Source organism: Austwickia sp. TVS 96-490-7B (genome assembly GCF_019331795.1).
Taxonomy (GTDB): domain Bacteria; phylum Actinomycetota; class Actinomycetes; order Actinomycetales; family Dermatophilaceae; genus Austwickia.
Genome location: NZ_JAHPZL010000007.1, coordinates 179,424 through 205,562 on the forward strand (window position 1 = coordinate 179,424; position 26,139 = coordinate 205,562).

Annotated in this window: 25 protein-coding genes; 24 read left to right on the forward strand and 1 reads right to left on the reverse strand. The window is 64.6% G+C overall.

The features are described from left to right. Nucleotides 1-36 precede the first annotated feature (36 nt). From glmS to KEM60_RS08995, 11 genes are all read left to right on the forward strand, one after another. Nucleotides 37-1,890: a glutamine--fructose-6-phosphate transaminase (isomerizing) gene (gene glmS, locus KEM60_RS08945; protein ID WP_219107179.1), complete on the forward strand. Its 1,854-nt coding sequence runs from the start codon at nt 37-39 to the stop codon at nt 1,888-1,890. 45 nt (nt 1,891-1,935) lie between these two features. Next, complete coding sequence (locus tag KEM60_RS08950; RefSeq protein WP_219107180.1) at nt 1,936-2,310, forward strand: holo-ACP synthase; 375 nt, start codon at nt 1,936-1,938, stop codon at nt 2,308-2,310. 77 nt (nt 2,311-2,387) lie between these two features. Beyond that, complete coding sequence (locus KEM60_RS08955; protein ID WP_219107181.1) at nt 2,388-3,905, forward strand: ADP/ATP-dependent (S)-NAD(P)H-hydrate dehydratase; 1,518 nt, start codon at nt 2,388-2,390, stop codon at nt 3,903-3,905. Between the two features lie 109 nt (nt 3,906-4,014). Further along, nucleotides 4,015-5,154, forward strand: a complete 1,140-nt coding sequence (locus KEM60_RS08960) for an alpha/beta fold hydrolase (RefSeq protein ID WP_255574418.1) — start codon at nt 4,015-4,017, stop codon at nt 5,152-5,154. Nucleotides 5,155-5,266: 112 nt separating this feature from the next. Further along, on the forward strand, nt 5,267-5,770 hold the full coding sequence (gene tsaE / locus KEM60_RS08965) for a tRNA (adenosine(37)-N6)-threonylcarbamoyltransferase complex ATPase subunit type 1 TsaE (RefSeq protein WP_219107183.1): 504 nt from the start codon (nt 5,267-5,269) through the stop codon (nt 5,768-5,770). A gap of 77 nt (nt 5,771-5,847) precedes the next feature. Further along, complete coding sequence (tsaB, locus tag KEM60_RS08970) at nt 5,848-6,546, forward strand: tRNA (adenosine(37)-N6)-threonylcarbamoyltransferase complex dimerization subunit type 1 TsaB (RefSeq protein WP_219107184.1); 699 nt, start codon at nt 5,848-5,850, stop codon at nt 6,544-6,546. Continuing rightward, a complete protein-coding gene (rimI, locus tag KEM60_RS08975; protein ID WP_219107185.1) occupies nt 6,543-7,031 on the forward strand; it encodes a ribosomal protein S18-alanine N-acetyltransferase in 489 nt (162 codons plus the stop codon). Before tsaB ends, rimI begins: the two co-directional genes overlap by 4 nt. After that, the gene (tsaD, locus tag KEM60_RS08980; protein WP_219107186.1) at nt 7,028-8,119 is read left to right on the forward strand and encodes a tRNA (adenosine(37)-N6)-threonylcarbamoyltransferase complex transferase subunit TsaD; all 1,092 of its coding nucleotides are present in this window, start codon (nt 7,028-7,030) and stop codon (nt 8,117-8,119) included. The genes rimI and tsaD overlap by 4 nt, the downstream gene beginning before the upstream one ends. A 100-nt stretch (nt 8,120-8,219) precedes the next feature. Further along, on the forward strand, nt 8,220-9,086 hold the full coding sequence (locus tag KEM60_RS08985) for a PfkB family carbohydrate kinase (protein WP_255574419.1): 867 nt from the start codon (nt 8,220-8,222) through the stop codon (nt 9,084-9,086). After that, nucleotides 9,083-10,891 carry a 2-succinyl-5-enolpyruvyl-6-hydroxy-3-cyclohexene-1-carboxylic-acid synthase gene (gene menD / locus KEM60_RS08990; protein ID WP_219107187.1) on the forward strand — a complete coding sequence of 603 codons (1,809 nt, stop codon included), beginning with the start codon at nt 9,083-9,085 and terminating at the stop codon, nt 10,889-10,891. The genes KEM60_RS08985 and menD overlap by 4 nt, the downstream gene beginning before the upstream one ends. Further along, a complete protein-coding gene (locus KEM60_RS08995; protein ID WP_219107188.1) occupies nt 10,875-11,414 on the forward strand; it encodes a GNAT family N-acetyltransferase in 540 nt (179 codons plus the stop codon). The genes menD and KEM60_RS08995 overlap by 17 nt, the downstream gene beginning before the upstream one ends. Nucleotides 11,415-11,423: 9 nt before the next feature. Here the strand turns inward: KEM60_RS08995 and KEM60_RS09000 are convergent, their stop codons facing one another. Beyond that, entirely contained in the window at nt 11,424-12,806 is a 1,383-nt protein-coding gene (locus KEM60_RS09000; RefSeq protein ID WP_219107189.1) for an isochorismate synthase MenF, read from the reverse strand. A 113-nt stretch (nt 12,807-12,919) separates the two neighbouring features. Here KEM60_RS09000 and KEM60_RS09005 point away from each other — a divergent pair, with 113 nt between their 5' ends. From KEM60_RS09005 to nuoK, 13 genes are all read left to right on the forward strand, one after another. Continuing rightward, on the forward strand, nt 12,920-13,612 hold the full coding sequence (locus tag KEM60_RS09005) for a demethylmenaquinone methyltransferase (RefSeq protein ID WP_219107190.1): 693 nt from the start codon (nt 12,920-12,922) through the stop codon (nt 13,610-13,612). 209 nt (nt 13,613-13,821) lie between these two features. Next, nucleotides 13,822-15,186, forward strand: coding sequence for a geranylgeranyl reductase family protein (locus KEM60_RS09010; protein ID WP_219107191.1), 1,365 nt, complete (start codon nt 13,822-13,824; stop codon nt 15,184-15,186). 143 nt (nt 15,187-15,329) lie between these two features. Beyond that, complete coding sequence (locus KEM60_RS09015) at nt 15,330-15,692, forward strand: NADH-quinone oxidoreductase subunit A (protein ID WP_219107192.1); 363 nt, start codon at nt 15,330-15,332, stop codon at nt 15,690-15,692. Beyond that, complete coding sequence (locus tag KEM60_RS09020; protein ID WP_370626339.1) at nt 15,658-16,251, forward strand: NADH-quinone oxidoreductase subunit B; 594 nt, start codon at nt 15,658-15,660, stop codon at nt 16,249-16,251. Before KEM60_RS09015 ends, KEM60_RS09020 begins: the two co-directional genes overlap by 35 nt. Then, nucleotides 16,248-16,961 carry an NADH-quinone oxidoreductase subunit C gene (locus KEM60_RS09025; protein ID WP_219107193.1) on the forward strand — a complete coding sequence of 238 codons (714 nt, stop codon included), beginning with the start codon at nt 16,248-16,250 and terminating at the stop codon, nt 16,959-16,961. Before KEM60_RS09020 ends, KEM60_RS09025 begins: the two co-directional genes overlap by 4 nt. Beyond that, a complete protein-coding gene (locus tag KEM60_RS09030; protein WP_219107194.1) occupies nt 16,961-18,316 on the forward strand; it encodes an NADH-quinone oxidoreductase subunit D in 1,356 nt (451 codons plus the stop codon). The genes KEM60_RS09025 and KEM60_RS09030 overlap by 1 nt, the downstream gene beginning before the upstream one ends. Continuing rightward, nucleotides 18,316-19,134 carry an NADH-quinone oxidoreductase subunit NuoE gene (nuoE, locus tag KEM60_RS09035; RefSeq protein ID WP_219107195.1) on the forward strand — a complete coding sequence of 273 codons (819 nt, stop codon included), beginning with the start codon at nt 18,316-18,318 and terminating at the stop codon, nt 19,132-19,134. Before KEM60_RS09030 ends, nuoE begins: the two co-directional genes overlap by 1 nt. Then, nucleotides 19,134-20,444, forward strand: coding sequence for an NADH-quinone oxidoreductase subunit NuoF (gene nuoF, locus KEM60_RS09040; RefSeq protein ID WP_219107196.1), 1,311 nt, complete (start codon nt 19,134-19,136; stop codon nt 20,442-20,444). Before nuoE ends, nuoF begins: the two co-directional genes overlap by 1 nt. Continuing rightward, on the forward strand, nt 20,441-22,906 hold the full coding sequence (locus tag KEM60_RS09045) for an NADH-quinone oxidoreductase subunit G (RefSeq protein ID WP_219107197.1): 2,466 nt from the start codon (nt 20,441-20,443) through the stop codon (nt 22,904-22,906). The genes nuoF and KEM60_RS09045 overlap by 4 nt, the downstream gene beginning before the upstream one ends. Then, nucleotides 22,903-24,342: an NADH-quinone oxidoreductase subunit NuoH gene (gene nuoH / locus KEM60_RS09050; RefSeq protein ID WP_219107198.1), complete on the forward strand. Its 1,440-nt coding sequence runs from the start codon at nt 22,903-22,905 to the stop codon at nt 24,340-24,342. Before KEM60_RS09045 ends, nuoH begins: the two co-directional genes overlap by 4 nt. Next, complete coding sequence (gene nuoI / locus KEM60_RS09055) at nt 24,339-25,010, forward strand: NADH-quinone oxidoreductase subunit NuoI (RefSeq protein ID WP_219107199.1); 672 nt, start codon at nt 24,339-24,341, stop codon at nt 25,008-25,010. Before nuoH ends, nuoI begins: the two co-directional genes overlap by 4 nt. Beyond that, a complete protein-coding gene (locus tag KEM60_RS09060) occupies nt 25,007-25,795 on the forward strand; it encodes an NADH-quinone oxidoreductase subunit J (protein ID WP_370626340.1) in 789 nt (262 codons plus the stop codon). Before nuoI ends, KEM60_RS09060 begins: the two co-directional genes overlap by 4 nt. Further along, nucleotides 25,792-26,091: an NADH-quinone oxidoreductase subunit NuoK gene (nuoK, locus tag KEM60_RS09065; RefSeq protein ID WP_219107200.1), complete on the forward strand. Its 300-nt coding sequence runs from the start codon at nt 25,792-25,794 to the stop codon at nt 26,089-26,091. Before KEM60_RS09060 ends, nuoK begins: the two co-directional genes overlap by 4 nt. Nucleotides 26,092-26,139: the final 48 nt, after the last annotated feature.

Here is a 26,139-nt window from a genome sequence, read left to right on the forward strand (position 1 = left end):
AGCCCAGCGGAAAAACGCTCCGATAGACTCCGACGCATGTGTGGAATCGTGGGCTACGTCGGTCCTGATGCAAAATCGAGGACTCTCGAGGTGATCATGGAGGGCCTGGCCAGGCTCGAATACCGTGGATACGACTCGGCCGGTGTGGCCCTCGTCGTCACAGACGGTATCGCCTCGGCCAAGAAGGCCGGCAAACTCGCCAACTTGCGGGCCGAGATCGAAGCCCACCCGCTGCCCGGTTCGACAACCGGAATTGGCCACACCCGATGGGCTACCCATGGTGGCCCCACCGATGACAATGCCCACCCTCACCTGGGCGGAGACGATGACCGGCTCGCCCTGATCCACAACGGCATCATTGAGAACTTCCACGTCCTGCGCACCGAACTCCTCGACCAAGGCGTGGTCTTCCGTTCCGAAACTGACACCGAGGTCGCCGCGCAGCTCCTCGCCCGAGCCTATGCCGACACCAACGACCTCACCTCGGCGATGCAGCAGGTGGTCAACCGGCTTGAGGGCGCGTTCACTCTGCTAGCGATCCACGCCGACACCCCCGGACAGGTGGTCGCGGCCCGCCGTAACTCCCCGCTTGTCATCGGACTCGGTGACGGCGAAAACTTCCTCGGCTCTGATGTCGCCGCCTTCATCGGGCACACCAAGTCCGCGATGGAAGTGGACCAAGACCAGATCGTCACCATCACCAAGGACACAGTCTCAGTCATCGGATTCGATGGCAGCCCGGCCGAAGGCAAGCGGTTTGAGGTGACCTGGGACGCTGCCCAAGCTGAAAAGGGTGGCCACAGCTCCTTCATGGCCAAAGAGATCCTGGAGCAGCCACACGCCATCGCCGACACCCTGCTGGGTCGCACCGACGAAGCTGGTCGTCTGGTCCTCGACGAGATGCGGATCGACCCGGTGCGTCTCGCCGAGGTCAACAAGATCATCATCATCGCCTGTGGGACGGCGTTCTACTCCGGGCTGACCGCGAAATACGCCATCGAGCACTGGACCCGCATCCCCTGCGCCGTGGAGCTGGCCCACGAATTCCGCTATTGCGACCCAGTCATCGACGCCCAGACGCTGGTGGTGTCGATCAGTCAGTCCGGCGAGACAATGGACACGCTGATGGCGGTCAAACACGCCCGTGCCCTGGGCGCATTGACCCTGTCCATCTGCAACACCCACGGCGCGACGATCCCCCGGGAATCAGATGCCGCGCTCTACACCCACGCAGGGCCGGAAATCGCGGTCGCCTCGACCAAAGCGTTCACCGCGCAAATTGCCGCTTGCTACCTGCTTGGGCTGTACCTGGCTCAGCTGCGCGGTGAGGACAGCACGGTCCGCACCGTGATGCAGGAACTCGCGCAGATCCCCGGCAAGGTGGAGCACCTGCTAGGACGGATGGACCGGGTCCGGGAAATCGCCCACTTCATGGCCGACACCCGGTCGGTGCTCTTCCTCGGCCGACATGTCGGCTATCCCATCGCGTTGGAAGGCGCACTCAAACTCAAAGAGATTGCCTACATTCACGCCGAAGGCTTCGCTGCTGGCGAGCTGAAGCACGGCCCGATCGCGCTGATCGAGCCAGGCCAGCCAGTTTTCATCGTGGTGCCCTCTCCGCACACTCCGTACCACCTGCATGACAAGGTCGTTTCCAACATCCAGGAGATCCGGGCCCGTGGCGCCCGCACCCTGGTGATCGCTGAGGAAGGCGACGAAACGGTGGTGCCCTTCGCCGATGAGGTCATTCGAGTGCCACAGTCCTCGCCGCTGCTCGCGCCGCTGCTGACGATCATCCCGTTGCAGGTCTTCGCGTGCCAGTTGGCCACCGCTAAGGGACTGGACGTGGATCAACCGCGCAACCTGGCCAAGAGCGTCACCGTTGAGTGATCTCGCCTGGACGATACGCCGCCAGGGTCCGGCAGGGACCCGGCGGTGATCGTCGGCATCGGCATCGATGTCTGCCAGATCGACCGGCTGGCCGCTGCTTTGGCGCGGACCCCCGCACTGGGCCAGCGACTCTTCACCCCAGCCGAGGCGCAGCTGCCAACGCCCTCGTTAGCAGCGCGTTTCGCCGCGAAAGAAGCTCTGGCCAAAGCCCTCGGATCCCCTGGGGGGCTGCGCTGGACAGACGCCGAAGTCATGAAAGACGAGCGAGGCGCACCGTCCTGGCAGATCACCGGTAGCGTGGCTCGCAGAGCCGCAGAGATGGGCATCACCCATGTCCACCTGTCCCTGTCCCATGACGCCGGCATCGCCACGGCTTTCGTGGTGGCCGAAGCACGGCCCAGGGGTCACGAAACGGCGTAGGTCACCTCCACGACCGGCTCCGGACGTTCGGTCCGAGGTGCCCACCGGACGCCCGTCGTACGACGTGAGGAGAACCGATGGTCCTGCAAGCATGGTCGGTGGCACAGGTGCGCGCCGCTGAAGCCGCTGCGATGGCGCAGCTGCCTGACGGTGAGCTCATGCGTCGTGCCTCCAAAGGCCTGGCCAAGGTGGTGCGGGCCAGACTGGCCGAGCGGCCCGATGGCGCTCGCGTCGTCGGACTGGTGGGCTCGGGAGGCAACGGCGGTGACACGCTGTACGCGCTGGCCCGGATCGCCAAAACCGATGCCGCCGCAGGAGTCGCTGCGATCCTGGTCTCCTCGGCGGGGGCCCACCCTGAGGCGTTAGCGGCGGCAGAGCGCCGCGGCGTACAGATCATCCGGCTCACCGACAACGGACGTGACGCCGCCGCACTGGTCACAGACGCGGACATCCTGCTCGACGGACTCACCGGCCTGGGCGGACGACCTGGGTGGTCGCCAGAGACCGCGGCGGAGATGACTGCCCTGTGGCACGCCGTCCCTGATGACACATACGTCATCGCTGTGGACCTGCCCAGCGGAGCCGACCCTGCCGGGCGCGACACGGACAGCGACGGGATCTGGGCCGACGAGACCGTCACCTTCGGCGCCGCCAAACCAGTCCATGTCCTCGCCACGTCGCCCCGCTGTGGACTCCTCACCATCGTCGACATCGGCCTGGCTCTCGACGGCCCTCCCGCCGCTGAACGGCTCGACCTGGACGACCTCACGCAGCTGTGGCCAGTCCCCGGCCCCACAGACGACAAATACACCCGAGGCGTCCTCGGTATCGTCGCAGGCAGCCGCCGCTACCCGGGCGCCGCCGTCCTCACCGTCACCGCAGCACTCGAAGCTGGCGTCGGCATGGTCCGGTACCTCGGTCCACCCACCCCAACCACCCTGGTCCACCACGCTGCGCCCGAAGCCGTGCCCGCCCACAACGTCTCCACCGCGCACGTCCACGCCTGGGCAATCGGCCCGGGCATGAGCGTCGACGATGAACGCACCAAAGAAGGCGCCGCTCATCTCGCCGCCGCCCGCGCCGCCCTGGACAGCACCCTGCCCTGCGTGGTGGACGCTGGCGGACTGGACCTGCTCGATGGACCCCGACCCGGTGCTGGCGCCCGCACCCTGCTCACTCCACATGCCGGGGAGCTGGCCCGGCTCCTCACCAGGCTCACCGACACCACTGTGAATGTCTCGGACATCCACGCCGACCCCATTGAGCATGCCAGTCACGCCGCTGACCTGCTACACGCCACCGTCCTCCTCAAAGGCGCCACGACGTACGTCGTCCCACCCCCGCACAGCGGGCTACCGATCCGAGCCCAGTCCGACGGCACAGCCTGGCTGGCCACCGCAGGCAGCGGCGACGTCCTGACCGGCCTGGCCGGGACCCTCCTCGCTGCAGGACTCGATCCTCGCGATGCTGGATCGCTGGCTGCCCTAGTCCATGGACAAGCTGGCACGTTCGCCAACCCCGACGGCCCGATCCGAGCGTCAAAGGTGGCGCAGGCCATCGGCCCGTGCGTGTCCGCGGCCCTACGACGCCGCTGACCATCTACTCCGACCGGGGCTACTCTGCCCGGGATCGCCCGGGGGACTCCCGAATCCGAACGCGGAGCCGATGAGCACCACAGAATCATCGTCGGAGAGGAGAACGCCGGTGAGTTCACCCGGACCAGCCCGACCTGTCGGGCTGACGACAGTGCGCCACCTGACGGGGCTGGGCCTAGGACTGGTCGCTGCCGGGATCACCGCTGCCGCTGGCGTGGCTGCCGACCGCCTCAGCAAGGACCGCCGTCTCGCGCTCGCGCTTGACGAAACCACCGGCGGAGGTCGTGGCGCGTCGTACGTCGACATCCCCGATCACGAACATGTCGTCCTCGCCAGCGACGGTGTGCCACTGCACGTAGAAGTTGACGAGCCCCGGGGCCAGACCGCAGACCGGAAGCCCCTCATCACCGTGGTCCTCAGCCACGGATACTGTCTGTCACTGCGCTGCTGGGTTTTCCAACGCCGAGCATTGCGGGCCGCCGGATACCGGGTGGTGTTATGGGACCAGCGCGGACACGGACGCTCAGGCAGCGGAGCGACCGACAGTTACCACATCGATCAGCTCGGCCGAGACCTGCACGCGGTGATCGAGGAGGTCGCTCCGCACGGACCCCTCGTCCTCGTCGGGCACTCCATGGGTGGAATGACCATGATGGCGCTCGCCCTGGAAGCATCCCAGATCGTGCGTGACCGTGTCGTGGGTGCGGCGTTCGTGGCGACCAGCACCGGTGGGCTGGCTTCCGTCTCTTACGGTTTGGGGGCCGCTGCTGGCAAAGCCGTGCATGCTTTCGGTCCAGCCGCGGCGGGCGGACTCGCCCGGATGCAAAGCCTTGTCGACGGGACGGTGCGACTCGGCAAAGATGTGGTCAACTTCCTCGTGGATTGGGGTTCGTTCGACTCCCCAGTGCCCATGAGCATCGCCGAACTCACCACCGACATGATCTTCGCGACCCGCATGGAAGTCATCTCGGCGCTGATGCCCCACTTCGACCGCCACGACAAACGCGAAGCCCTCACCGTCTATCACGGCATTGAGACCCTCGTCATCAACGGGCTCGGCGACCGCCTCACCCCACCAGCACACAGCGAGGAGATCGTTCGTCTCCTCCCCGGCGCCGAACATGTCGTCGTCGAGAACGCTGGCCACGTCATCATGCTCGAACACCCCAGCGTCCTTGACGAGCAACTCCTCGAACTGGCCGGACGTGCCCAGCGGGCCGCCGCCGACGAGCTAGCAACCTGCTCGTGAGCTCGCTAGCACGTCGGTCCGATTCGGTGCGGCCAGCGACGCGTCGTACGGTGGCCTGCGACAGCTCCACCACCCCACGGTGGGGGCAGATGGCGACGACACAGGAGGCCCGATGAGCGTCGAACTGACCCCGGCCCACCAACTAACCACCAGCGACGACACCCGACGGTGGGGGCAGGATCTTGGCCGTCGACTCCGCGCCGGTGACATCGTCGTCCTGACCGGTGAGCTGGGGGCGGGCAAAACGACCCTGACCCAAGGCCTCGCCGAAGGGCTCGGTGTCCGGGGGCCCGTGACCAGCCCCACGTTCGTCATCGCCCGCGTCCACCCCTCACTCACCAACGGACCGGCGCTGGTCCACGTCGACGCCTATCGACTCTCAGGTGGTCTGGAACTGGACGATCTCGACCTCGACGCCTCTGTAGAGGACAGCGTCACCGTGGTCGAATGGGGCCATGGCTTGGCCGAGGCGCTCTCCGACAGCTGGTTAGAGATCGAGCTCGTCCGCGCTGTCGCCGGACCGGCGCACTCCGAAGCCACCGCCCCAGAGCAGATCATTGACCACGACCCCCGCACGGTCCGGGCCATCGGGCACGGCCCACGCTGGCAGCGCTAAACCTCCAGGAGCCATCTACGCAGGCGTCCGACCGGCAGCATGTCAGACACAGCCACCATGTGGACTAGCCTGAATAGGTGCTTCTCCTGGCCATCGACACCTCCACCAGCGCCATCACCGTCGCCGTGCATGACGGGACCCGCATCGTCGCCACCGAATCAGTGGTGGATGCCCGAGCGCACGCCGAACACCTCACCCCCGCCACTGGGCGGGTCCTGGCAGTGGCCGAGGCCACTCCAGCCGATGTGACCGCAGTCGTCGTCGGGACCGGACCCGGACCGTTCACCGGTCTGCGAGTAGGCCTGGCCAGCGGACATGTCTTTGGCTGGGCCCGGCAAGTGCCAGTGCATGGGCTGTGCAGCCTCGATGCGCTGGCTCACCGCCTGCGTCTGGACTGCGGCGAGGACACCCCTGAACGTTTCCTCGTGGCCACCGACGCCCGGCGGAAAGAGGTCTACTCAGCCGTATACACCTGCGAGGGTCAGCGCATCCACCGTCTCGGCGACCCCCGGGTGGGCCGAGCGGCCGATCTCCCCGACGACGAACGCGACCTGCCCTGTGTCGGTCGTGGTCCGCTGCTCTATCCCCACGATCTGCCCCGCCCGCTAGGACCGCTCGACGTAGACGCCGGCGCACTCGCCGATCTCGCCGCGCAGCGACTGGCCGCCGGGGAAACTCTCGACCGTCCTGAGCCGCTCTACCTGCGACGTCCGGACGCCGTACCAAGCCAGCCCAAATCGGTGCTAGCTGCGCGGACGGGGAACGTTCCGTCATGACCATCGGGGCCTGCCGACACGTCTCGGAACCGGCCTTGCGGGCGATGAGTTGGACCGACATCCCCGAGGTAGCCGCTGCCGAGCAACATCTATTCGCCGACCACCCTTGGGATCAGGCCACCTGGTGGGCTGAACTCGCCGGGCGGCCAAGACGAAGCTATGTGGTGTTGCGTGGTGAGGGCGGCACCGGAGCGCTCAAGGGATACGCCGGACTCGACTTGGGCGCTGAGGTCGCCGATGTCATGACGATCGGGGTGACCCCGTCAGCTCAGGGCACCGGATGCGGCCGACGCCTCATGGAGTGGTCGGAACAGACCGCTCGCAGCGCCGGAGCGGATTACTTGATGCTTGAGGTGCGTGCCGACAATGCCGCCGCGATCGGGCTGTACCGTTCCCGCGGTTTCCGCGAGTTGTCCGTACGGCGGCGCTACTACCAGCCGGGCGATGTGGACGCCCTCATCCTGCGAAAGGACCTGCGAGCGTGACCAGCAGCGACGGCCCACTGGTGTTGGGCATCGAAACCAGCTGCGACGAGACCGGAGTGGGGATCGTCCGTGGCGAGACGTTGCTGTTCGACGCCGTCGCCAGCAGCGTCGACCAGCATGCCCGGTACGGCGGTGTGGTGCCTGAGGTGGCCAGCCGGGCGCACCTGGAAGCCATCGTGCCGACCTTGGAACGAGCCTGCCAAGAGGCCGGAGTGCGCCTCGACGACCTGGACGCCATCGCGGTGACCGCCGGGCCAGGTCTCGCCGGGGCCCTGCTGGTGGGGACGGCATCAGCCAAAGCGTTGGCGTTGGCGACCGGTAAACCGCTGTATGGGGTGAACCATTTGGCTGGTCACGTCGCCGTCGACATCGTCCAGCATGGACCATTGCCCGAGCCGACGATGGCGATGCTGGTCTCCGGCGGACATTCTTCTCTGCTCCTGGTCGCTGACATCACCAGCGATATCACCAGCCTCGGCGACACGATCGACGATGCAGCAGGAGAAGCCTTTGACAAGGTCGCCCGAGTTCTAGGATTGCCCTTCCCCGGGGGGCCATGGGTCGACAAGGCGGCGCGCGGCCTGGACGGCGTTCCCGGTGTCGATGCTGAAGCCGGGCCGGGCAACGCCACGTACGTCGATTTCCCGCGGGGTTTGACCAGCGGCCGAGACATGGAACGACACCGCTTCGATTTCAGCTTCTCCGGGTTGAAGACGGCCGTAGCTCGATGGGTAGAGGCGCGGGCCCTCGCCGGGCAACCCGTCCCCGTCGCCGACGTCGCCGCCAGTTTCCAGGAGGCCGTCACCGATGTCCTCACGCGTAAAGCGATCCTGGCCTGTCAGGAACACGGCGTACAGGACCTCCAAATCGGTGGAGGGGTCGCAGCAAACTCCCGGTTGCGGTCGATGGCAGAAGAACGCTGTGCCGCCGCCGGAATCCGGTTGCGGGTGCCTCGACCCGGTCTGTGCACCGACAACGGAGCGATGATCGCCACCTTAGGTGCCCAACTCGTAGCGCGCGGACATGCCCCGTCGAGCCTGGATCTGCCGACGGATTCGTCGATGCCGGTGAGTCGGGTCCAGGTCTAAGTCGGGAGTCCTCCTCGCGGGAGGGCAGGTCCGGTCCTCCTATCTCGGGGTCCGGTGACAGCAGCCATCAAGCGGTGGCCAGGTGGAGGGGAGTCGAGCCGTGAGCGGACGCGTGGTCGTCGCGGGGGCCCTGGCCGTCGAAGAAACGGTCCGAGTAGAACATGCGAGCGCCTCATCGATGCAGCGCCGTGCCCACCGTGAGTCGCTGGACGTTGGTGGGGCCGGCGCCTGGGCAGCGGTCGCCGCTGCCGACGTCGGGGCACGCACCTGCTGCCTGGGTGAGGTCGGTACCGACCCGGTGGGCGCGGCGCTGCGTCGTCAGCTTGCCCGAGCCGATGTGGACGTGTCGTCAGTGATGCTTCGTCCGGAACTGACCTCCCGGATCGTGCGCACCGTGGCGGACCCGCCGGTGACGGCCAGTGACGATGTCCTTGTTCTGCCCGGTGCAGGCGTGGGCTGCCCGCCCGGAGAGGCCGTCTACCGACGTGCTCGAGACACTATGTCCACCTGCGAGCCCGGCGATGTGCTGGTGTGGGACTGGTCCTGGCCTGGGGGATCCAGCCTGTGGGCGTCATTCGCTGCCGACCTGGACCTGCAAGTGGTCGCCCTGCTATCGCCCTACCCGACCTGGACCGAGCTGGATCTGAGCTGGACCGACGTGGTGGTCGTCGACGAGGCCGGGATGGCAGCTCTCGCCGACGCCGGGCACCTTCCTGGCTCGGTATGCACCGTAGTCGGACAGCAAGGCTTGTCCTGGGACGGCATGGTGGTCCCGGCGCCGCGGACCGACCTTTCTTTGGTCTCGCAGCGCTATCACGCGATCCTCGCCGGAGCGATGGCTGCCAGCTTGGCCAGGGGCGACGACCGCCCAGCCGCAGTAGACCAAGCCTGGGCGACCGCGGCTCGCGCTGCAGCGGGAGCCGGGGCCTGGGGCCGCATGGGTCTGGGACCGGAGGATCTGCAATGAACCCGTCTACCGCGTGCGCCCGGGTCATCGTGGACGAACTGATCCGGTTGGGCTGCCAGCATGTAGTGCTCTGCCCCGGTTCGAGGTCGGCGCCGTTGGCTTATGCGCTGGCGGAGGCGGACGCCGCCGGACAATTGACCTTGCACGTGCGCGTCGACGAACGCAGTGCTGCCTATCTGGCGTTGGGATTGGCGAAAGCGACCCGGATTCCGGCGCCGGTGGTGACCACGTCAGGGACGGCAGTGGCCAACCTGCACCCTGCGGTGTTGGAGGCGGACGCGGCGTCCGTCCCGCTGATGGTGCTGTCAGCGGATCGACCCCCAGAGCTGCGGGGGACCGGCGCCAACCAGACCACTGATCAGGTGAAAATGTATGGCACCGCGGTGCGTTGGTCCCATGACTTGGGGGTAGCCGAGTGGCGTGGTGGGCAGCAGGGGGCGTGGCGCACCGCGATTGATCGTGCCTGGGCCGCGTCGACAGGGGCATTGGGGACCCCACCTGGCCCGGTCCAGGTCAACGTTCCCTTCCGAGACCCGTTAGCGCCAGAGGTGGACGGGCACCGGGTGACCGGTGGGACGGTCTGCGTGGACTCGGGAGATACCTGGCCGGAACTCCTTGAAGGTCGCGCCGACTCGGGTCCGTGGACCCAGGTCGCCCCGGCGGCTCGGGGGCCCTGGTGGGAGCAACAACCGAGGGGGGATGTCGATCCGTTGTCAGACGAACCCCGGACCTTGGTGGTGCTGGGAGATGTGGATTCTCCCGGGGCTGCTCAACAGGTCCTTTCCGGAGCGCATCAGCTGCACTGGCCAGTGTTAGCCGAACCCTTCGGACGTCGTATCGGTACGACGGCGTTGCCGCATGGCCCGTCTGTGCTGTCGGTGCCAGGGGTGATGACGTCGTACCGTCCGGATCGGATTCTGGTCGTGGGACGTCCCACGCTGTCCCGACCAGTCGCCGCGCTGCTGCGGACCCCCGGAGTGCGGGTCGAGTCGGTCAGTGCTGGCCCGCGCTGGGCCGATCCCAGCCATGTGACATCACGGGTGTCGTCGTGGGCGGCGTTGCTCTCGCGAGTACAAGCCGGGATACAGCACGAACGGACCCTTCAGGATCAAGAATGGTTCCAGGCGTGGCAGCAGGCCGGGGAACGAGTCGCGCAGGTGGTCGCTCCACTTCTGACCGATCCGCAGTGGTGGCCGTCAGGGCCAGCAATCGCTCACGAGGTGCTGTCGTCGTTGCCCGCTGGATCGACCTTGTTCGTTGGTTCATCGAACTCAGCTCGGGACCTGGATGTCGCTCGCTGTGGGGACAACGTGGACGTCTACGCAGGACGGGGTCTAGCCGGGATCGACGGCAATGTTTCCACCGCGATGGGCATGGCCCTGGCCGGGCAGTCCCCGACGTATGCCCTGGTGGGAGACCTGACTTTTTTCCATGACCTGAATGCCCTCCTCATGGGGCCCCACGAAGTCCACCCGAATCTGACCGTCGTGGTGGTCGATGACAACGGCGGCGGAATTTTCGGGACCCTGGAGTATGGCGAACCGGTCCGAGCGGGAGCCTTCGAACGAGTGTTCGCCACTCCGGTCGTCGGTGACCTCGCGGCAGCGGCAGCGGCATATGGCGCCCAAGTCCGGCTGGCCTCGACCAGGGAAGAACTGCGAGCCGCACTGGCTGAGCCACCTCAGGGGATGACCGTGGTGCGGGTCGCCGTGGACCGGCATGACCCGCTTCGCTCTCCCCGAGCGGTCCGAGAGCGGTTCCGGCTAGCCCTGGAAGAAGGAAACACAGATGTCAGCTCACGCTAACAACGCAGATGCTTCGCCCACGGTCCTGGTGCGTCCGGCCACCGCTACAGAGGTGGCATCGTTGCCGCAGATCGAACAGGAAGCTGACGAGATCTTCCGCCGGATCGGAATGGGGTTAGTCACTGACCTGCCGGCGTCAGCGCCATCCGACTATGCGGATTCGCTCGCAGCAGGGGGTGTCATCATCGCGTTCACCGACCGTACGGTGGGTTTCGTGCGGGTCGATCGCGTCGACGGCGTCCCCCATGTCGAACAGCTCAGCGTCCTGCCAGAATACCGGGGCTATCGGATCGGTGCAGCGCTGCTTGATGCGGCCGCCCAGTGGGCTAAATCTGACGGAGCAGACCGCATGACGTTGTGTACCTTCCGGGATGTCCCCTGGAACGGCCCTTACTACGCCCGACTGGGATGGACGCTCCTCCCTGAGCCCGATTACGGTCCCGGTCTGCTGAGATTGCGTCAGAATGAGATCGAGGCAGGGCTGCACGCCTGGCCCCGCCAGGTCATGACGAGATCGCTCTGACGAGCGGCATCAATGGACCAACGGCCCCGGGCCTAACGCAGAACGCATCGGAACGAGTTTGGCGTTACTCTCGGCCAGTTCAGCGGCCGGATCAGAAGCCGCGACGACCCCACACCCGGCAAACAACCGAATCCGCCCGGAACGTTCTGGGTCGATCTCACCGCAACGCAGCGCGATGCCCCATTCACCGTCGCCATGAGCGTCAATCCACCCGACCGGACCGGCATACCGGCCACGGTCCATCGACTCCACCTCATCGATCAGATCCGCAGCATCCTGCCGAGGGGTGCCGCACACAGCCGCTGACGGGTGCAATGCGGCCGCCAACGCCAGCGAAGTCAATCCGTCGCTCAACCGTCCGGTGACATCACTGGCCAGATGAAGCACATTCGGTAGTCGCAACACAAACGGGGTCGCCGGAGCATCGACATCACGGCAGTGCGGGGCGAGCGCGTCCGCGACCGACCGGACGGCGTACGCATGTTCTTCAAGATCCTTGCTGCTGCGGGTCAACGCTGCCGCCGACGCCAAATCGTGGGCTTCGTCCCCGGTACGGCGGATCGTCCCAGCCAACACTCGGGAAGTGACCCTCCCTCGATCCAGGCGGCACAACATCTCCGGTGTCGCACCTACCAGAGCATCCACGGCAAAAACCCAGGTCTTGGCATAGTCGGCAGCCAAACGACGCAACAACCAGCGAGGATCGACGGGGGCATCGCATTCAGCGATCAGGTCACGCGCCAGCACCACCTTGTCCAGTGCTCCAGCCCGGATATTGTCCACTGCGGTGGCCACCACGGACTGCCATGCCGGGCCGCTCAGAGCGCCGTCAGCGAAAGCGACTTCACCAGGGTCAGTGGGGTCGCTCACCGCAGCGTTCCCCCCAGGGACGGTCTCTTCCCAAGAACGATGGGCGGCATCGATCTGAGCATCCGCGGTCTGGTCCCGGTCGACCACTGTCGTCAGCATGGTGTGCCCGTCGTACCTGCTGAGGATGACATGGGGGACCCGCAGCAGGCCGCCCCGGGCGGAGTGCGGGCTGAACGCGAACGAGCCAAAAGCCATCAACCCGCCCCGGGCATCAAACGGCAGATCACATCGATCTTGACGAGCCGAATCGACCACTTCCCGCCACCAGCTTTGGGCGGCATCAAACCGGTCAGTACCGCTGGTCTGCACCTCAGCAGCACACCCCCACCCGAGATGCCCCCGCCCATCTCGTACCCATGAGTCCAAAGATTGCGCGGGCCACCCTCGGGGGAGTAACCCCAACAGATGTCCGGGAGCATCCCACGGGCGGGTACGAACGTCGAGTCGCGGTGTGCGCGAAACGGACCGCCCGTCGACGCTGGTCGACGGCGTGTCATCGGAGAAGGGGCAGTTGGCGCGCATGTCGCGCCAAGCGTACGACCTTCACCGGGAGGATGCCCGATCGTCGCCGCCCAGGACGTGCCTCAGAGACCATCGACAAGCGAACACCGCTGGAGTTCTGCGAGGATGAGGCCGTGAACCGCGCCAGCCTCGACAAGGACCCAGCGGACGTCGCTTCGATGTTCGATCAGGTCGCTTCGACGTACGACATGATGAACAGCCTGATGACCGCCTCAATCGACCGTCGGTGGCGGGCGGCGATGCGCCGGGCTGTCGGGGCGCAACAAGGGGACATGGTCCTCGACATCGCCGCAGGCACCGGAGTGTCCTCAGCGGCTTTCCAGGACGCGGGAGTGCGGGTCGTCCCCGCGGACTTCTCGCTGGGCATGCTCAAACAGGGTCGACAGGATCGACCTCACCTTCCCTTTGTGGCCGCCGACGCCACGAGGTTGCCCTTCGCCGACGGTGCCTTCGACGCGGTCACCATCTCGTACGGGCTCCGCAATGTCCGCGACTATCCAGCGGCGCTACGAGAGTTCGCTCGGGTCACCAAGCCCGGAGGCCGCCTCGTCGTCAACGAGTTCTCCCGCCCCACCCAGCCCCTATTTGGTCGGATCTACCTCGAATACCTCATGGAGGCGATCCCTACGCTGGGGCGGATGTTTTCCGCTAATCCCGAATCCTATGAGTATCTAGCCGAGTCCATTCGGGCCTGGGTGGATCAGAAGACACTCGCAGAAGCGATCCAGGATGCGGGCTGGGCAGACGTGGAATGGCGCAATCTCACTGGCGGGATCGTGGCGCTACATCGGGCCAGACGTCCCTAGACATCGCAGGTCCCTGTGCGATGGACCTCACGGAGGTCGGGTAAGGTCAAGACGTTTTGGGCTCTCCCACGCCACCGATCACCGCGCACCGGACCTGTGCTGTCGTCCTCGACGTCGTACGGGGACCGGCGCTGCCGGTGTGACCCCGTAGGAACGTCTCAAACACCCGCGTGACCCCCATCCACCTCTCGATCACCGAAAAGGACGCCGTGACGCACCCTGCTCAGTCGCCGGTCAACTCGGTTGCAGGCTCTTCCGAGCGCGCCGATGTCATCGTGGTCGGTGCCGGTCCGGGGGGATCGGCTACCGCGGCTTACCTGGCCATGGCCGGGTTGGACGTGTTGCTGCTAGAAAAGTCCCGGTTTCCCCGGGACAAGATCTGCGGTGACGGCTTAACTCCTCGCGCTGTGCGCGAACTCGCCCAGTTGGGTGTGTCCACCCGCGAGGAAGACGGGTGGATCCGCAACAAGGGGCTGCGGATCGTCGGTGGAGGGCGCCGTTTCCAATTGGACTGGCCTGAGACTGACCACTTCCCGCCGTACGGCATGGTCCGTAAACGCGCCGAACTCGACGAGATCCTCGCCCGGCATGCCGCGACCAAGGGCGCACGGGTGTTGGAGGGGGTCAACGTCACCGGTGCGATCCGGGATGAACGCACTGGTCGGGTCGTCGGCGTCGAGGCGAAGATCATGGGGCCGGACGGCCGGGCGACGGGCCGGACGCGCACTTTCCGGGCGCCGGTCGTGGTCGCTGCGGACGGTGTCTCCTCGCGTCTGTCGACGTCGGTGGGTCGGGAGAAGCGAGACGACCGACCCATGGGCGTGGCGGTACGCACCTACTACTCTTCTCCGGTGCGCAGCCAGGACGACTACATGGAGTCGTGGCTGGAATTGTGGGTTCCCGAGGACCCGCACGCTGATCCAGCGAGCTTGGCGGACCCTTCTACGAAAAAAATCTTGTTGCCCGGATACGGCTGGTTGTTCGCGTGCGGTGACGGTACGACGAACGTGGGCTTGGGGATGCTCGATACCTCACCGGCCTTCGGGAAGGTCGATTACAAGGACGTCATGCGCCGCTGGGTGGCGACCTTGCCGGCGGAATGGACGTTGAACACGGAGACCATGACGGCGCCGATCCGAGGCGCTGCGTTGCCGATGGCCTTTAACCGGCAGCCGTTGTATGCCGACGGATTGTTGCTGGTCGGGGACGCTGGCGGCATGGTCAACCCGTTTAACGGAGAGGGCATCGATTACGCGATGGAGTCGGGTCGCACGGCCGCAGAAATCATCGTGCAGGCCATGGCTCGCGGTGACGATGCGGGCCGAGAGCGGGTGCTTCAGTCGTACAACACGGTGATGAAGGAACACCTAGGTGGGTATTACACCCTAGGGCGGGCATTTGCCACGTTGATCGGTAAACCGGAGGTGATGCGTCTGTGTGTCAAGTACGGTCTGCCCGTGACTCCACTGATGCGGTTGCTGCTGAAGACCATGGCCAATCTGGCGCAACCTCACGGCGGCGGTCTCGACGATCGCGTGATCACCGCGTTGACGCGGATCGCACCTTCGGCATGAGCACTCATGAAATTCATTAGGATAAAGCGGGCGACTCTTCCGGTGCTGCTGAGCCCCAGGGGGATCCCCGACCGAGAGACTGTGACGATGTCGCTGATGACGCCACGTAGCCACACGATTCACCGAAAGGGGAGCGCGTCGAGATGACCAGCCCCTACCTACCGATCCTGTTCTTCCTCGCGTGTGGCATCGGGTTCGCCGCCGCGTCGGTGTTGCTCTTCGACTACGTCGGGCCACGCCGCTACAACAAGGTGAAGCTTGATGCCTATGAGTGTGGCATCCAGCCGTCACCGCAGGCCGATGCCGGTGGTCGTGTTCCGGTGAAGTACTACACGACAGCGATGCTCTTCATCATCTTCGACGTGGAGTCGGTCTTCCTGTTTCCGTTCGCGGTCACCTTTGACCGGTTGGGGTTGTTTGCCCTGGTGGAGATGGTGTTGTTTGTGCTGACGGTGTTCATCGCCTACGCCTATGTCTGGCGCCGTGGCGGATTGGAGTGGGACTGACATGGTCAATCAGGAGAAGTACCCTTCAGGGGTTTACACGACCAAGATCAGCGAGGCCATCGGCTTCCTGTTGAAGACCTCGATCTGGCCAGCAACATTCGGTCTGGCTTGTTGCGCTATCGAGATGATGGCTTCAGGGACGCCCGACTATGACATTGCGCGTTTCGGTTCGGAGCGTTTTGCCGCGACCCCTCGTCAGGCCGACTGCATGATCGTGGCAGGTCGGGTGAGCCAGAAGTTCGCACCGGTCGTGCGTCAGGTCTACGACCAGATGGCTGAGCCGAAGTGGGTGATCTCCATGGGAGTGTGCGCCAGCTCCGGTGGGATGTTCAACAACTACGCCATTGTGCAGGGCGTCGATCACATCGTCCCGGTGGATGTGTATTTGCCAGGGTGTCCGCCTCGACCGGAAATGCTGCTGAACGCGCTCATCACGTTGCACGAGCAGATGATGAACACGCCGTACACCCCGGGCAAGCGCAAGGAATGGACCCGCGCCGCCGAAGAGGCTGCGTTGACGGCCACTCCGTTGATTGAGCAGAAGGGTCTGCTGGCATGAGTGACCACGACAGCGCGGGGCTACCGACACCGGCGAGCGATACCCCGGAGGTGCGGGGCGAACGCCGCGGAATGTTCGGGGCGACTAAAGGCGCCGACACCACGGGGTATGGCGGCCTGGTAGCGCCGATTCTGTTTCCTGCCGAGGCGCAACGCCCGTACGGGAACGGGTTTGATGAGGTCGCAGATGCGCTGACTGAGGCCCTGGACGCGGTGGGCACGCTGTCCTACCAGGACGCCATCGAAAAAGTTGTCGTCGATCGTGGCGAGATGACCATCTTCGTGCGCCGTGAGCACTTGCCCACGGTGGTGCAGGTGCTGCGCGATGACCCGGATCTGCGGTTTGAAATGTGTTCCGGGGTGTCGGGCGTCCACTATCCTGCGGATGCCGGTCGTGAGTTGCACGCGGTCTACCACTTCCTGTCGATCACCCACGGCAGTCGTCGGGTGCGGATTGAGGTCACCTGTCCTGACGCGGATCCACATATCCCCAGCATTGTGGAGACCTACCCGTCGGTGACCTGGCATGAGCGAGAGACCTGGGATTTCTTTGGGATCGTTTTTGACGGTCATCCGGCTCTGACCAGGATCATCATGCCTGATGACTGGCCCGGCCACCCTCAACGCAAGGACTACCCTTTGGGCGGCATCCCTGTGGAGTTCAAGGGCGCCACCACGCCCGCCCCCGATCAGCGGAGGTCGTACAACTGATGTCCACCTCGAGTGAGCAGGTCCGGGCGACCGAGGGCGCCGGGACTGAGGAAACCCCCCGGGACTTCTTCGTCCAGGCTGAGGGCGGTGACTGGGATGCGATCACCCGTGAGGCGATTGAGCATTCCGATGAACGCATTGTCGTCAACATGGGTCCGCAGCACCCGTCCACGCACGGAGTGTTGCGGCTGATCTTGGAGCTGGACGGTGAGACGGTCACCGAGGCTCGGGTGGGTATCGGTTATCTGCACACCGGTATCGAAAAGACCATGGAGCATCGCACATTCACCCAGGGGGTGACTTTGTGCACCCGGATGGATTATCTGACGCCGATGTTCCAGGAGACCGCGTACTGCCTGGCGGTAGAGCGGTTATTGGGCATTGAGGACCAGATCCCGGAGCGGGCGACGCTCATCCGAGTGCTGATGATGGAATGCACTCGTATCTCCAGCCATTTGGTGTGTCTGGGCACCGGTGGAATGGAGTTGGGGGCGACCACCGTCATGACCATCGGTTTCCGTGAGCGGGAGCGACTGTTCCGGCTGATTGAGGCGACTACCGGTCTGCGGATGAACAACGGCTATATCCGCCCCGGTGGAGTGTCCAACGATCTACCGAGTAACTGGAAAGCGATCATCGACCAAGAGTGGCCGCTGCTGCGCCAGGGAGTCACCGAGCTCGAAGCGCTCTGCTTGGAAAACCCGATCTTGCGTGGCCGGATGTGTGACGTGGGTTATCTGGATCTGACCGGGTGCATGGCGTTGGGCGTGACGGGCCCGATCCTGAAAGCCGCTGGGATGCCGTATGACCTGCGAAAAGCAGCGCCGTACTGCGGATATGAGACCTACGACTTTGAAGTTCCCACCTGGGATTCGGCTGACGCCTATGGCCGGTTGCGGGTGCGCTTCCGGGAGATTTGGGAGTCGCTGAAGATCATCGACCAGGTCGTGGAGCGGTTGCAGGCCTGTGAGGGTGAACCGGTGATGGTGGCCGACAAGAAAATTGCCTGGCCTGCGCAACTGGCTGTCGGTCCGGATGGCCAAGGCAACAGCTTGGAGCACATCAAAGAGATCATGGGGACTTCCATGGAGTCCTTGATTCATCACTTCAAACTGGTCACCGAGGGTTTCCGGGTGCCAGCCGGGCAGGCGTACATCGCGGTGGAGTCGCCGAAGGGCGAACTGGGCTGCCACCTGGTCTCTGACGGAGGGACGCGCCCGTACCGGGCCCATTTCCGGGATCCGGCCTTCAACAACCTGCAGGCGGTAGCGGCCATGGTCGAGGGCGGCGCCGTCGCCGACACCGTTGTTGCTGTTGCTTCGATCGACCCTGTCCTGGGAGGTGTGGACCGCTGATGTCACACGGTGACAAGCCGAATTACGGCTCGCAACCGAATGTCGCGACCGAGCCGTACACCGACGAGGTGTTGGCGCAGTTGCGTCAGGACGCAGCTGAGGTGGTCGCGCGTTATCCGCAGAAGCGTTCTGCGTTGCTGCCGCTGCTGCACCTGGTCCAGAGCGTTGATGGGTACGTCAGCACCCGAGGGATCGACTTTTGCGCGGAGACCGTGGGGTTGACGGCAGCAGAAGTCAGCGGAGTCGCGACCTTCTACACGCAGTACAAGCGCCACCCCAACGGTCGGTACACGGTCGGGGTGTGCACCAACACCCTGTGCGCGATCATGGGGGGCGACGCGATCTGGGATGCGGTCAGCGACCACCTGGGGATTGGCCATGACGAGACCACCGAAGACGGACTCATCACCCTGGAACGGGTCGAATGCAACGCGGGATGTGACTACGCCCCGGTGGTGATGACGAACTGGGAGTTCTTCGACAACCAAACTCCGGAATCAGTGATCGCGATGGTCGATGCGATCCGTGCTGGTCAGGACATCGAACCCACCCGAGGCGCGGCGAAGGTCGCCACCTTCAAAGAAATCAGTCGGGTGCTCGCCGGTTTCCAGGATGGGCGGGCTGCTGAGGGCAACACTGCGGGGGAGGCCACCTTGCGTGGGTTGCGATACGCCCAGGGTAAAAACTGGTCCTCACCGGCCCCTAGACAGGACACCGGTGGCGAGGCCACCGCTCGGTCCGTGATGGTGACCAGCACCGACGCTCCTGGCGGGACCGGCCCGGGAACTTCTGCCGGCGCTGACGGAAAGGCCTTGTGATGACGCAGCTGACACCGATTCTGTCGCGGTTCTGGGACCAGCCGCAGTCGTTCACTCTAGCGACCTACGAAAAGTACGACGGCTATCGGGCGTTGCGGCAGGCGATCGCTCATGACCGTGCTGATCTGGTGCAGCAGGCGAAGGATTCTGGGCTTCGTGGACGAGGCGGGGCGGGCTTCCCCACCGGCATGAAGTGGGGTTTCTTGCCACCGGATGACGGTCAACCCCGGTATCTGGTAGTGAACGCCGATGAGTCTGAGCCGGGCACCTGCAAAGACGTGCCATTGATGTTCAACGCCCCGCATCTGCTGATCGAGGGCATGATCATCACCAGTTACGCGATCCGCTGCAATCACGCCTTCATTTATCTGCGGGGCGAGGTCGTCCACGTGTACCGCCGGTTGATGAATGCGGTCGCTGAGGCCTATGCCGCTGGGTATCTCGGTCAGAACATTTTGGGCAGCGGGTTCGATCTGGACATCACGGTTCATGCTGGTGCGGGTGCGTATATCTGTGGTGAAGAAACAGCGCTCCTTGACTCGCTGGAGGGTCGACGTGGACAGCCGCGTTTGAAGCCCCCCTTCCCTGCGGTGGCTGGGTTGTACGCTCGCCCGACCGTGGTCAACAACGTCGAGACCATCGCCCAGGTCGCGCCGATCTTCTTGAACGGTTCGGACTGGTTCGCCGGCATGGGGACCGAGAAGTCCAAGGGCATGGGGTTGTTCAGCCTGTCCGGACATGTCCGTCGTCCTGGACAATATGAGGCGCCGTACGGCGTGACTATGCGCGAACTGTTGGAGATGGCCGGGGGGATCCGGGAGGGGCACCGGTTGAAGTTCTGGACCCCTGGGGGCTCCAGCACCCCGCTGTTTACCGAAGAGCAGCTCGACGTCCCGTTGGACTACGAATCGGTGGCCCAAGCGGGATCCATGCTGGGCACCCGTGCCTTGCAGGTCTTCGACGAAACGGTCTCAGTGGTGCGGGCGGTGTCCCGTTGGATTGAGTTCTATGCGCACGAATCGTGCGGCAAATGCACCCCATGCCGTGAGGGCAACTGGTGGATGCGTCAGGTGCTTCAACGTCTGGTGGACGGCCACGGCGAAGAAGGTGACGTCGAGAAGCTGCTCGACGTGGCAGGCCAGATCCTGGGCCGGTCCTTCTGTGCGCTGGGCGATGCTGCCGCCACCCCTGTCCTGTCCGGGATCAAGCATTTCCGCGAGGAGTTCGAGCAGGGCTATCACACCCCTGCGCACGTCTTGTTCCCGCCGGAGGCGTCCACCCTGTTCGCGAAGGAGAGCGTGTCCCGATGACGGTCCAGAAGAGTCCCGCCGACGGGGGCATCTCTCAGGTGCCACCGCCGGTGGAGATGGTGACCCTCACCATCGATGGCGTGCCGGTCACCGTGCCGAAGGGCTCCTTGGTGATTCGTGCGGCCGAGCAGGTCGGGGTGGAGATTCCCCGGTTCTGTGATCATCCGCTGCTGGACCCGGTCGGCGCCTGCCGACAGTGCCTGGTGGATGTCGCCATGCCTGGCCCGGATGGGACCATGCGGGCCATGCCCAAGCCGCAGGCTGCCTGCACCACGACGGTGTCAGCAGGTATGAGCGTGCAGACTCAGCACACCTCTGAGGTTGCGGACAAGGCCCAAAAAGGCGTCTTAGAGTTTTTGCTGATCAACCACCCGTTGGATTGTCCGGTCTGTGACAAGGGTGGCGAATGCCCGCTGCAGAACCAGTCGTTGTCTCACGGCCAGGTCTCTAGCCGATTCAAGGACGTCAAGCGGACGTTCAGCAAACCAGTCAACGTTTCCTCGCAGGTGTTGTTGGATCGGGAACGCTGTGTGCTGTGTCAGCGATGCACCCGGTTCTCCGACCAGATCGCTGGCGATCCGTTCATCTCCCTGGTCGAACGGGGCGCGATGCAGCAGATCGGCATGTTCCAGGATGAGCCCTTCGAGAGCTATTTCTCCGGGAACACCGTGCAGATTTGTCCGGTGGGCGCGCTCACCGGGGCGGCGTACCGCTTTCGGGCCCGTCCGTTTGATTTGGTCAGCACCCCCAGCGCCTGCGAACACTGCGCTAGTGGTTGTAGCTTGCGAGTCGATCACCGTCGCGGCACGGTACTGCGCCGGATGGCAGTCAACAATCCCGAGGTCAACGAGGAATGGAACTGCGATAAGGGACGGTGGGCCTTCACTTACGCCACGCAACCCGGTCGGCTTTCCACCCCGATGGTCCGGGAAGGCGGCGTCTTGCGCCCGGCCAGTTGGCCAGAGGCTTTGGCAGTGGCAGCGGACGGTCTCGCTGCGGCGCAGGCGTCCAGTGGGGTCGGTGTCTTGACCGGTGGCCGGTTGGCGGTGGAGGACGCCTACACCTACAGCAAATTTGCTCGGATGGTGCTGGGTACCAACGACATCGACTTCCGAGCTCGTCCGCACAGTGCGGAGGAGGCTCAGTTCCTCGCGGCGGTCGTTGCTGGGACGGATCTGGCCAAAGGTACGACGTACACCGCGCTGGAGCAGGCAGATACGGTCCTCCTCGTCGGCCTCGAGCCGGAAGAGGAATCGCCAATGGTGTTCCTGCGGCTGCGCAAGGCGTGGCGTCGGCGGGGCACCACGGTATTCGGCATTGCACCGTTCGCGACCCGAGGCTTGACCAAGATGGGCGGCACGCTCATCACGGCCGCCCCGGGCACGGAAACCGAAGTGCTACATGCGCTGCGGGAACGTCGTCAGGAACTTGGCGAAGCCGCGACAGCGATCACCAACGATGCCGTCATCTTGGTCGGCGAGCGGCTGGCCAACGTGCCTGGGGCACTATCAGCAGTGACCATGCTCGCCCGGACCACCGGTGCCACCTTGGCATGGGTGCCGCGACGTGCTGGCGAACGAGGCGCGCTGGAGGCAGGGTGCTTGCCGGGGCTGCTCCCAGGTGGACGCCCGGTGCACGATGCCCAAGCTCGCGCCGAACTCCACCAGCTGTGGGGCGGAGCCGAACTGCCTGAACGTCCCGGCCGTGATGGCACCACGATGATCGCCGATGCCGCAGCTGGCGCCCTCGGTGGGTTGCTGCTCGGCGGTGTTGAGATCAGTGACCTCTCTGATCAGGCCACTGCATCTCAAGCGTTGGAGAAAGCTTTTGTCGTCTCCTTGGAGATCCGCGAAAGTCTGGCTACCCAGTCAGCCGATGTGATCCTCCCAGTGGCGCCCGTCGCGGAGAAGACGGGCAGCTTTGTCGACTGGGAAGGACGGCGGATTCCGTTCTCCGCTGCGCTGAGTTCGCAGGCCATGGGCGACCACCGTGTCCTCGACCTGCTGGCCCAGGAGATGGGGGTTGACCTCGGCGCCCGGTCGGTGATCCAGATCAGGCACGAAGGCACACAGCTCCCGGCATGGGAAGGACGCCGTAGCGCCATCCCCACCGCCGATTCTCGAGCTGTTCCTTCGCTCTCACCGGGGCAGGCGGTGTTGGCGACCTGGCATCACCTTCTCGATGCAGGTCGGATGCAAGACGGCGAGCCACACTTGGCTGGCACCGCTCCGCTGGCCGTGGCCCGGCTCTCCGCAGCCACCGCCGCGACGCTCGGAGTCGTGGATGGTATGGCTGTCACGGTGTCCACCCCGCACGGTTCGATCACCTTGCCGGCTCAGATCACACCGATGGTGGACCACGTCGTGTGGTTGCCGACCAACTCCGCGGGGTCCCGCGTGCGTGCCACACTCGGCGCGGACGCTGGTGACGTCGTCACCGTCACGAAGGGTGGTGCGGCATGAGCGCGCTAGCGGCGCTGCCGACGATGCTGCCGACGCAGATCGAAGCTCCCGACTTCAGCACCACCCCGTGGTGGTTGTCGCTGATCAAGGCGGTGCTGATCTTCGTCTACCTGATGCTCCAGGTCGTCGTGGTGATCTGGTTTGAACGACGAGTGATTGGCCGGATGCAGCAGCGTCCGGGACCCAACCGGTTTGGGCCGTGGGGCATCTTCCAGGAGATTGCTGACGCCTTCAAGCTGATCTGGAAAGAGACTTTCATCCCGCGTCAGGCGGACAAACTGATGTATCTGGTCGCCCCGATCATCGCCGGGTCGGTCGCGTTCATCAGTTTTGCGATCATTCCGTTGGGCGGGATGGTTGAGGTCTTCGGATACCGTACGCCGCTGCAGCTCACTGACACTCCGGTATCGGTGCTGCTGGTCCTGGCTGCAGCTGGGGTGGGTGCCTACGGCGTGGTCTTGGCGGGATGGTCGTCAGGATCGACGTACCCCCTGCTGGGTGGTCTGCGATCAACAGCTCAGGTCATTTCCTATGAAATTGCGATGGGGCTCTCCCTGGTGGCGGTCTTCTTGTACGCCGGATCAATGACCTCGTGGCAGATTGTGGCCGCACAAGACCGGGTGTGGTATATGTTCCCGCTCTGTGTGAGTTTCATCGTCTACATCATCACGATGGTTGGTGAGACCAACCGGTTGCCCTTCGACCTCGCCGAGGGCGAAGGCGAGTTGGTGGCTGGTTTCCACACCGAGTATTCGGGCATGCGCTTCGGCATGTTCTTCCTCGGTGAATACGTCAACATGTTTACCGTCGCAGCACTGGCCACGACACTGTTCCTCGGCGGCTACCAGGCACCCTTCGGGCTGCATTACATCGCCGACGGCCAGTTCAGCGCTGGTTGGTGGGGGTTGCTGTGGTTCACCGCAAAGTTGTGGGTCTTCATGTGGTTCTTCGTGTGGCTGCGGGGCACCCTCCCGCGGACCAGGTATGACCAGTTCATGAAGTTCGGCTGGAAGTTCCTCATCCCGGTGACATTGTTCTGGGTGATGGCTGCGGCGTTCATCAAGGGAACCCAGCTGGGCTTCCTGGGAACGACCATGGTCGGCTCGTTGAATGTGCGGCTGCTGGCCGTGGTCGTGGTCATCGTCGCGATCGCCGCTGTCGTGGTCAACGCCTGGGACCGAGCGGTCGCCGAACGAGAGGTGGTCACCTTGGCACCCAAGGAAGTTGACCCGTTCGCAGGCGGATACCCGGTTCCGCCGTTGCCGGGACAACGCCTCCGCGAACCCACTCAAGTCGCCGCCGAAGAGACAGCGGCAGCGCGGACAGCGGACGCAGCATCCGCCGTACTGCTGGCGATCCCGGAGGAACATCTTCCCGATCAGGAGGCCACCGGTTCGACCGGCGAGAGCGTCGAGGGCAAGGAGAACGGCAAGTGAGCGAGCAGCGTAAGGATCCACAGGAGGAGAAACCTCGCGGTTTCTTCGCCGACCTGTTCGCCCCGGTGGCAGGATTTGGCGTCTCCTTCAAAACACAGTTCCGCACAGTGGCCACGGTGGAATACCCCGAGGTCAAGATTCCAACGGCGCCGCGATACCACGGTCGTCACCAGCTCAACCGTCATCCTGATGGGCTTGAGAAATGCGTGGGTTGTGAGTTGTGCGCGTGGGCTTGCCCGGCGGACGCCATTTTCGTGGAAGGCGCGGACAACGACGACACCCCCGTTGAGCAGGGCGGGACCGGCCGGTTCTCCCCGGGAGAGCGGTATGGACGGGTCTATCAGATCAACTATCTTCGATGCATCTTCTGCGGTCTATGCATCGAAGCTTGTCCCACGAGAGCGTTGACGATGACCAATTTCTATGAATTGGCCGATCACTCTCGGTCCGCGCTGATCTTCGAGAAGCATCAGTTGCTCGCACCGGTACAGGACGACATGGTCGCTCCGCCTCACCCGATGGTCTCTGGGATGGAAGAACGGGACTATTACCAGGGCAAAGTGTCTGGTGCGACCGAAGACCAGCGCGTTTTCGCTCGTGACCTGACGGTCAAGCAGAGCCGGGCGGACGCGACAACGCAGGGCGCGGAAGGCGGCGAACCACGGTGATCGAGACGACGATGACGATGTCCGGTGGTGAAGCCTTGTTCTTCTGGGTGGCAGCCACGGTCATGGTCCTAGGCGGACTGGGACTGCTGTTCTCCCGCAAGGCCGTCTACGCCGCGATGTCGATGGCCATGGTGATGGTCATGCAGGGCGTGGTGTACCTGGCGTTGGGCGCGGACTTCCTCGGCATTGTGCACGTCTTCGTGTACACCGGCGCGGTCATGATGCTCTTCCTCTTTGTGATCATGCTGATCGGTGTCGAAGCCAACGAGTCCGTGGTGGACACCTTGCGCGGCCACAAGTGGGCATCGCTGGTGTTCGCTGTGGGGCTGTGTGCGTTGGTGCTGTCGATGCTGTCCCAGGCGACAGTGGTTCCCCGGGAGGACGGTGTCAAAGGCATGAACTCTGGCGGCAACGTCCAGGGGATCGCCAACTTGGTCTTCGGGAAGTATGTCTGGGTGTTCGAGATGACCAGTGCGCTGCTGATCACCGCAGCGATGGCGGCGATGGTGCTGGCGCACCGGGAGCGCTTGCTGCCCAAACCCACCCAGCGTGACTGGTCGATTCGGCGAATCCGGGAGAACCGATTCGTCGCGGGTCTGCCGGCACCAGGTGTGTATGCCCGTCATAACGCGGTCGATACGCCGGCGCTGCTGCCTGACGGCACGCCCAGCGAACTGTCTGTGAGCCGAGTCCTGACTGCACGCGACCAGGTCGCCAAGACCAAACCGCTGACGGACGCGGTGGAGAGCATGGACCAGGAGATCCAGGAAGGCACCCACCGATGAGCCTCATGAGCTATGTCTATCTAGCGGTGGTCCTGTTTGCCATCGGGGCGGCCACCGTGCTGACCCGGCGTAACTCGATCACTGTTTTTATGGGGATCGAGTTGATGCTCAACTCGGTGAACCTGATGTTTGTGACGTTTGGTCGGATCTACGGATCCTTGGAAGGCCAGGTCATCGCGCTCATCGTCATGGTGGTGGCGGCTGCCGAAGTGGTGGTCGGACTGGCCATCATCATGGCCATCTTCCGTGCCCGCCGCTCGGCCTCGGTCGACGACGCCAACCTGCTGAAGCTGTAAGGAGCGAGAGGCGTGCAACTTTTCACCACCTTCGCCGCTACGGCGCAT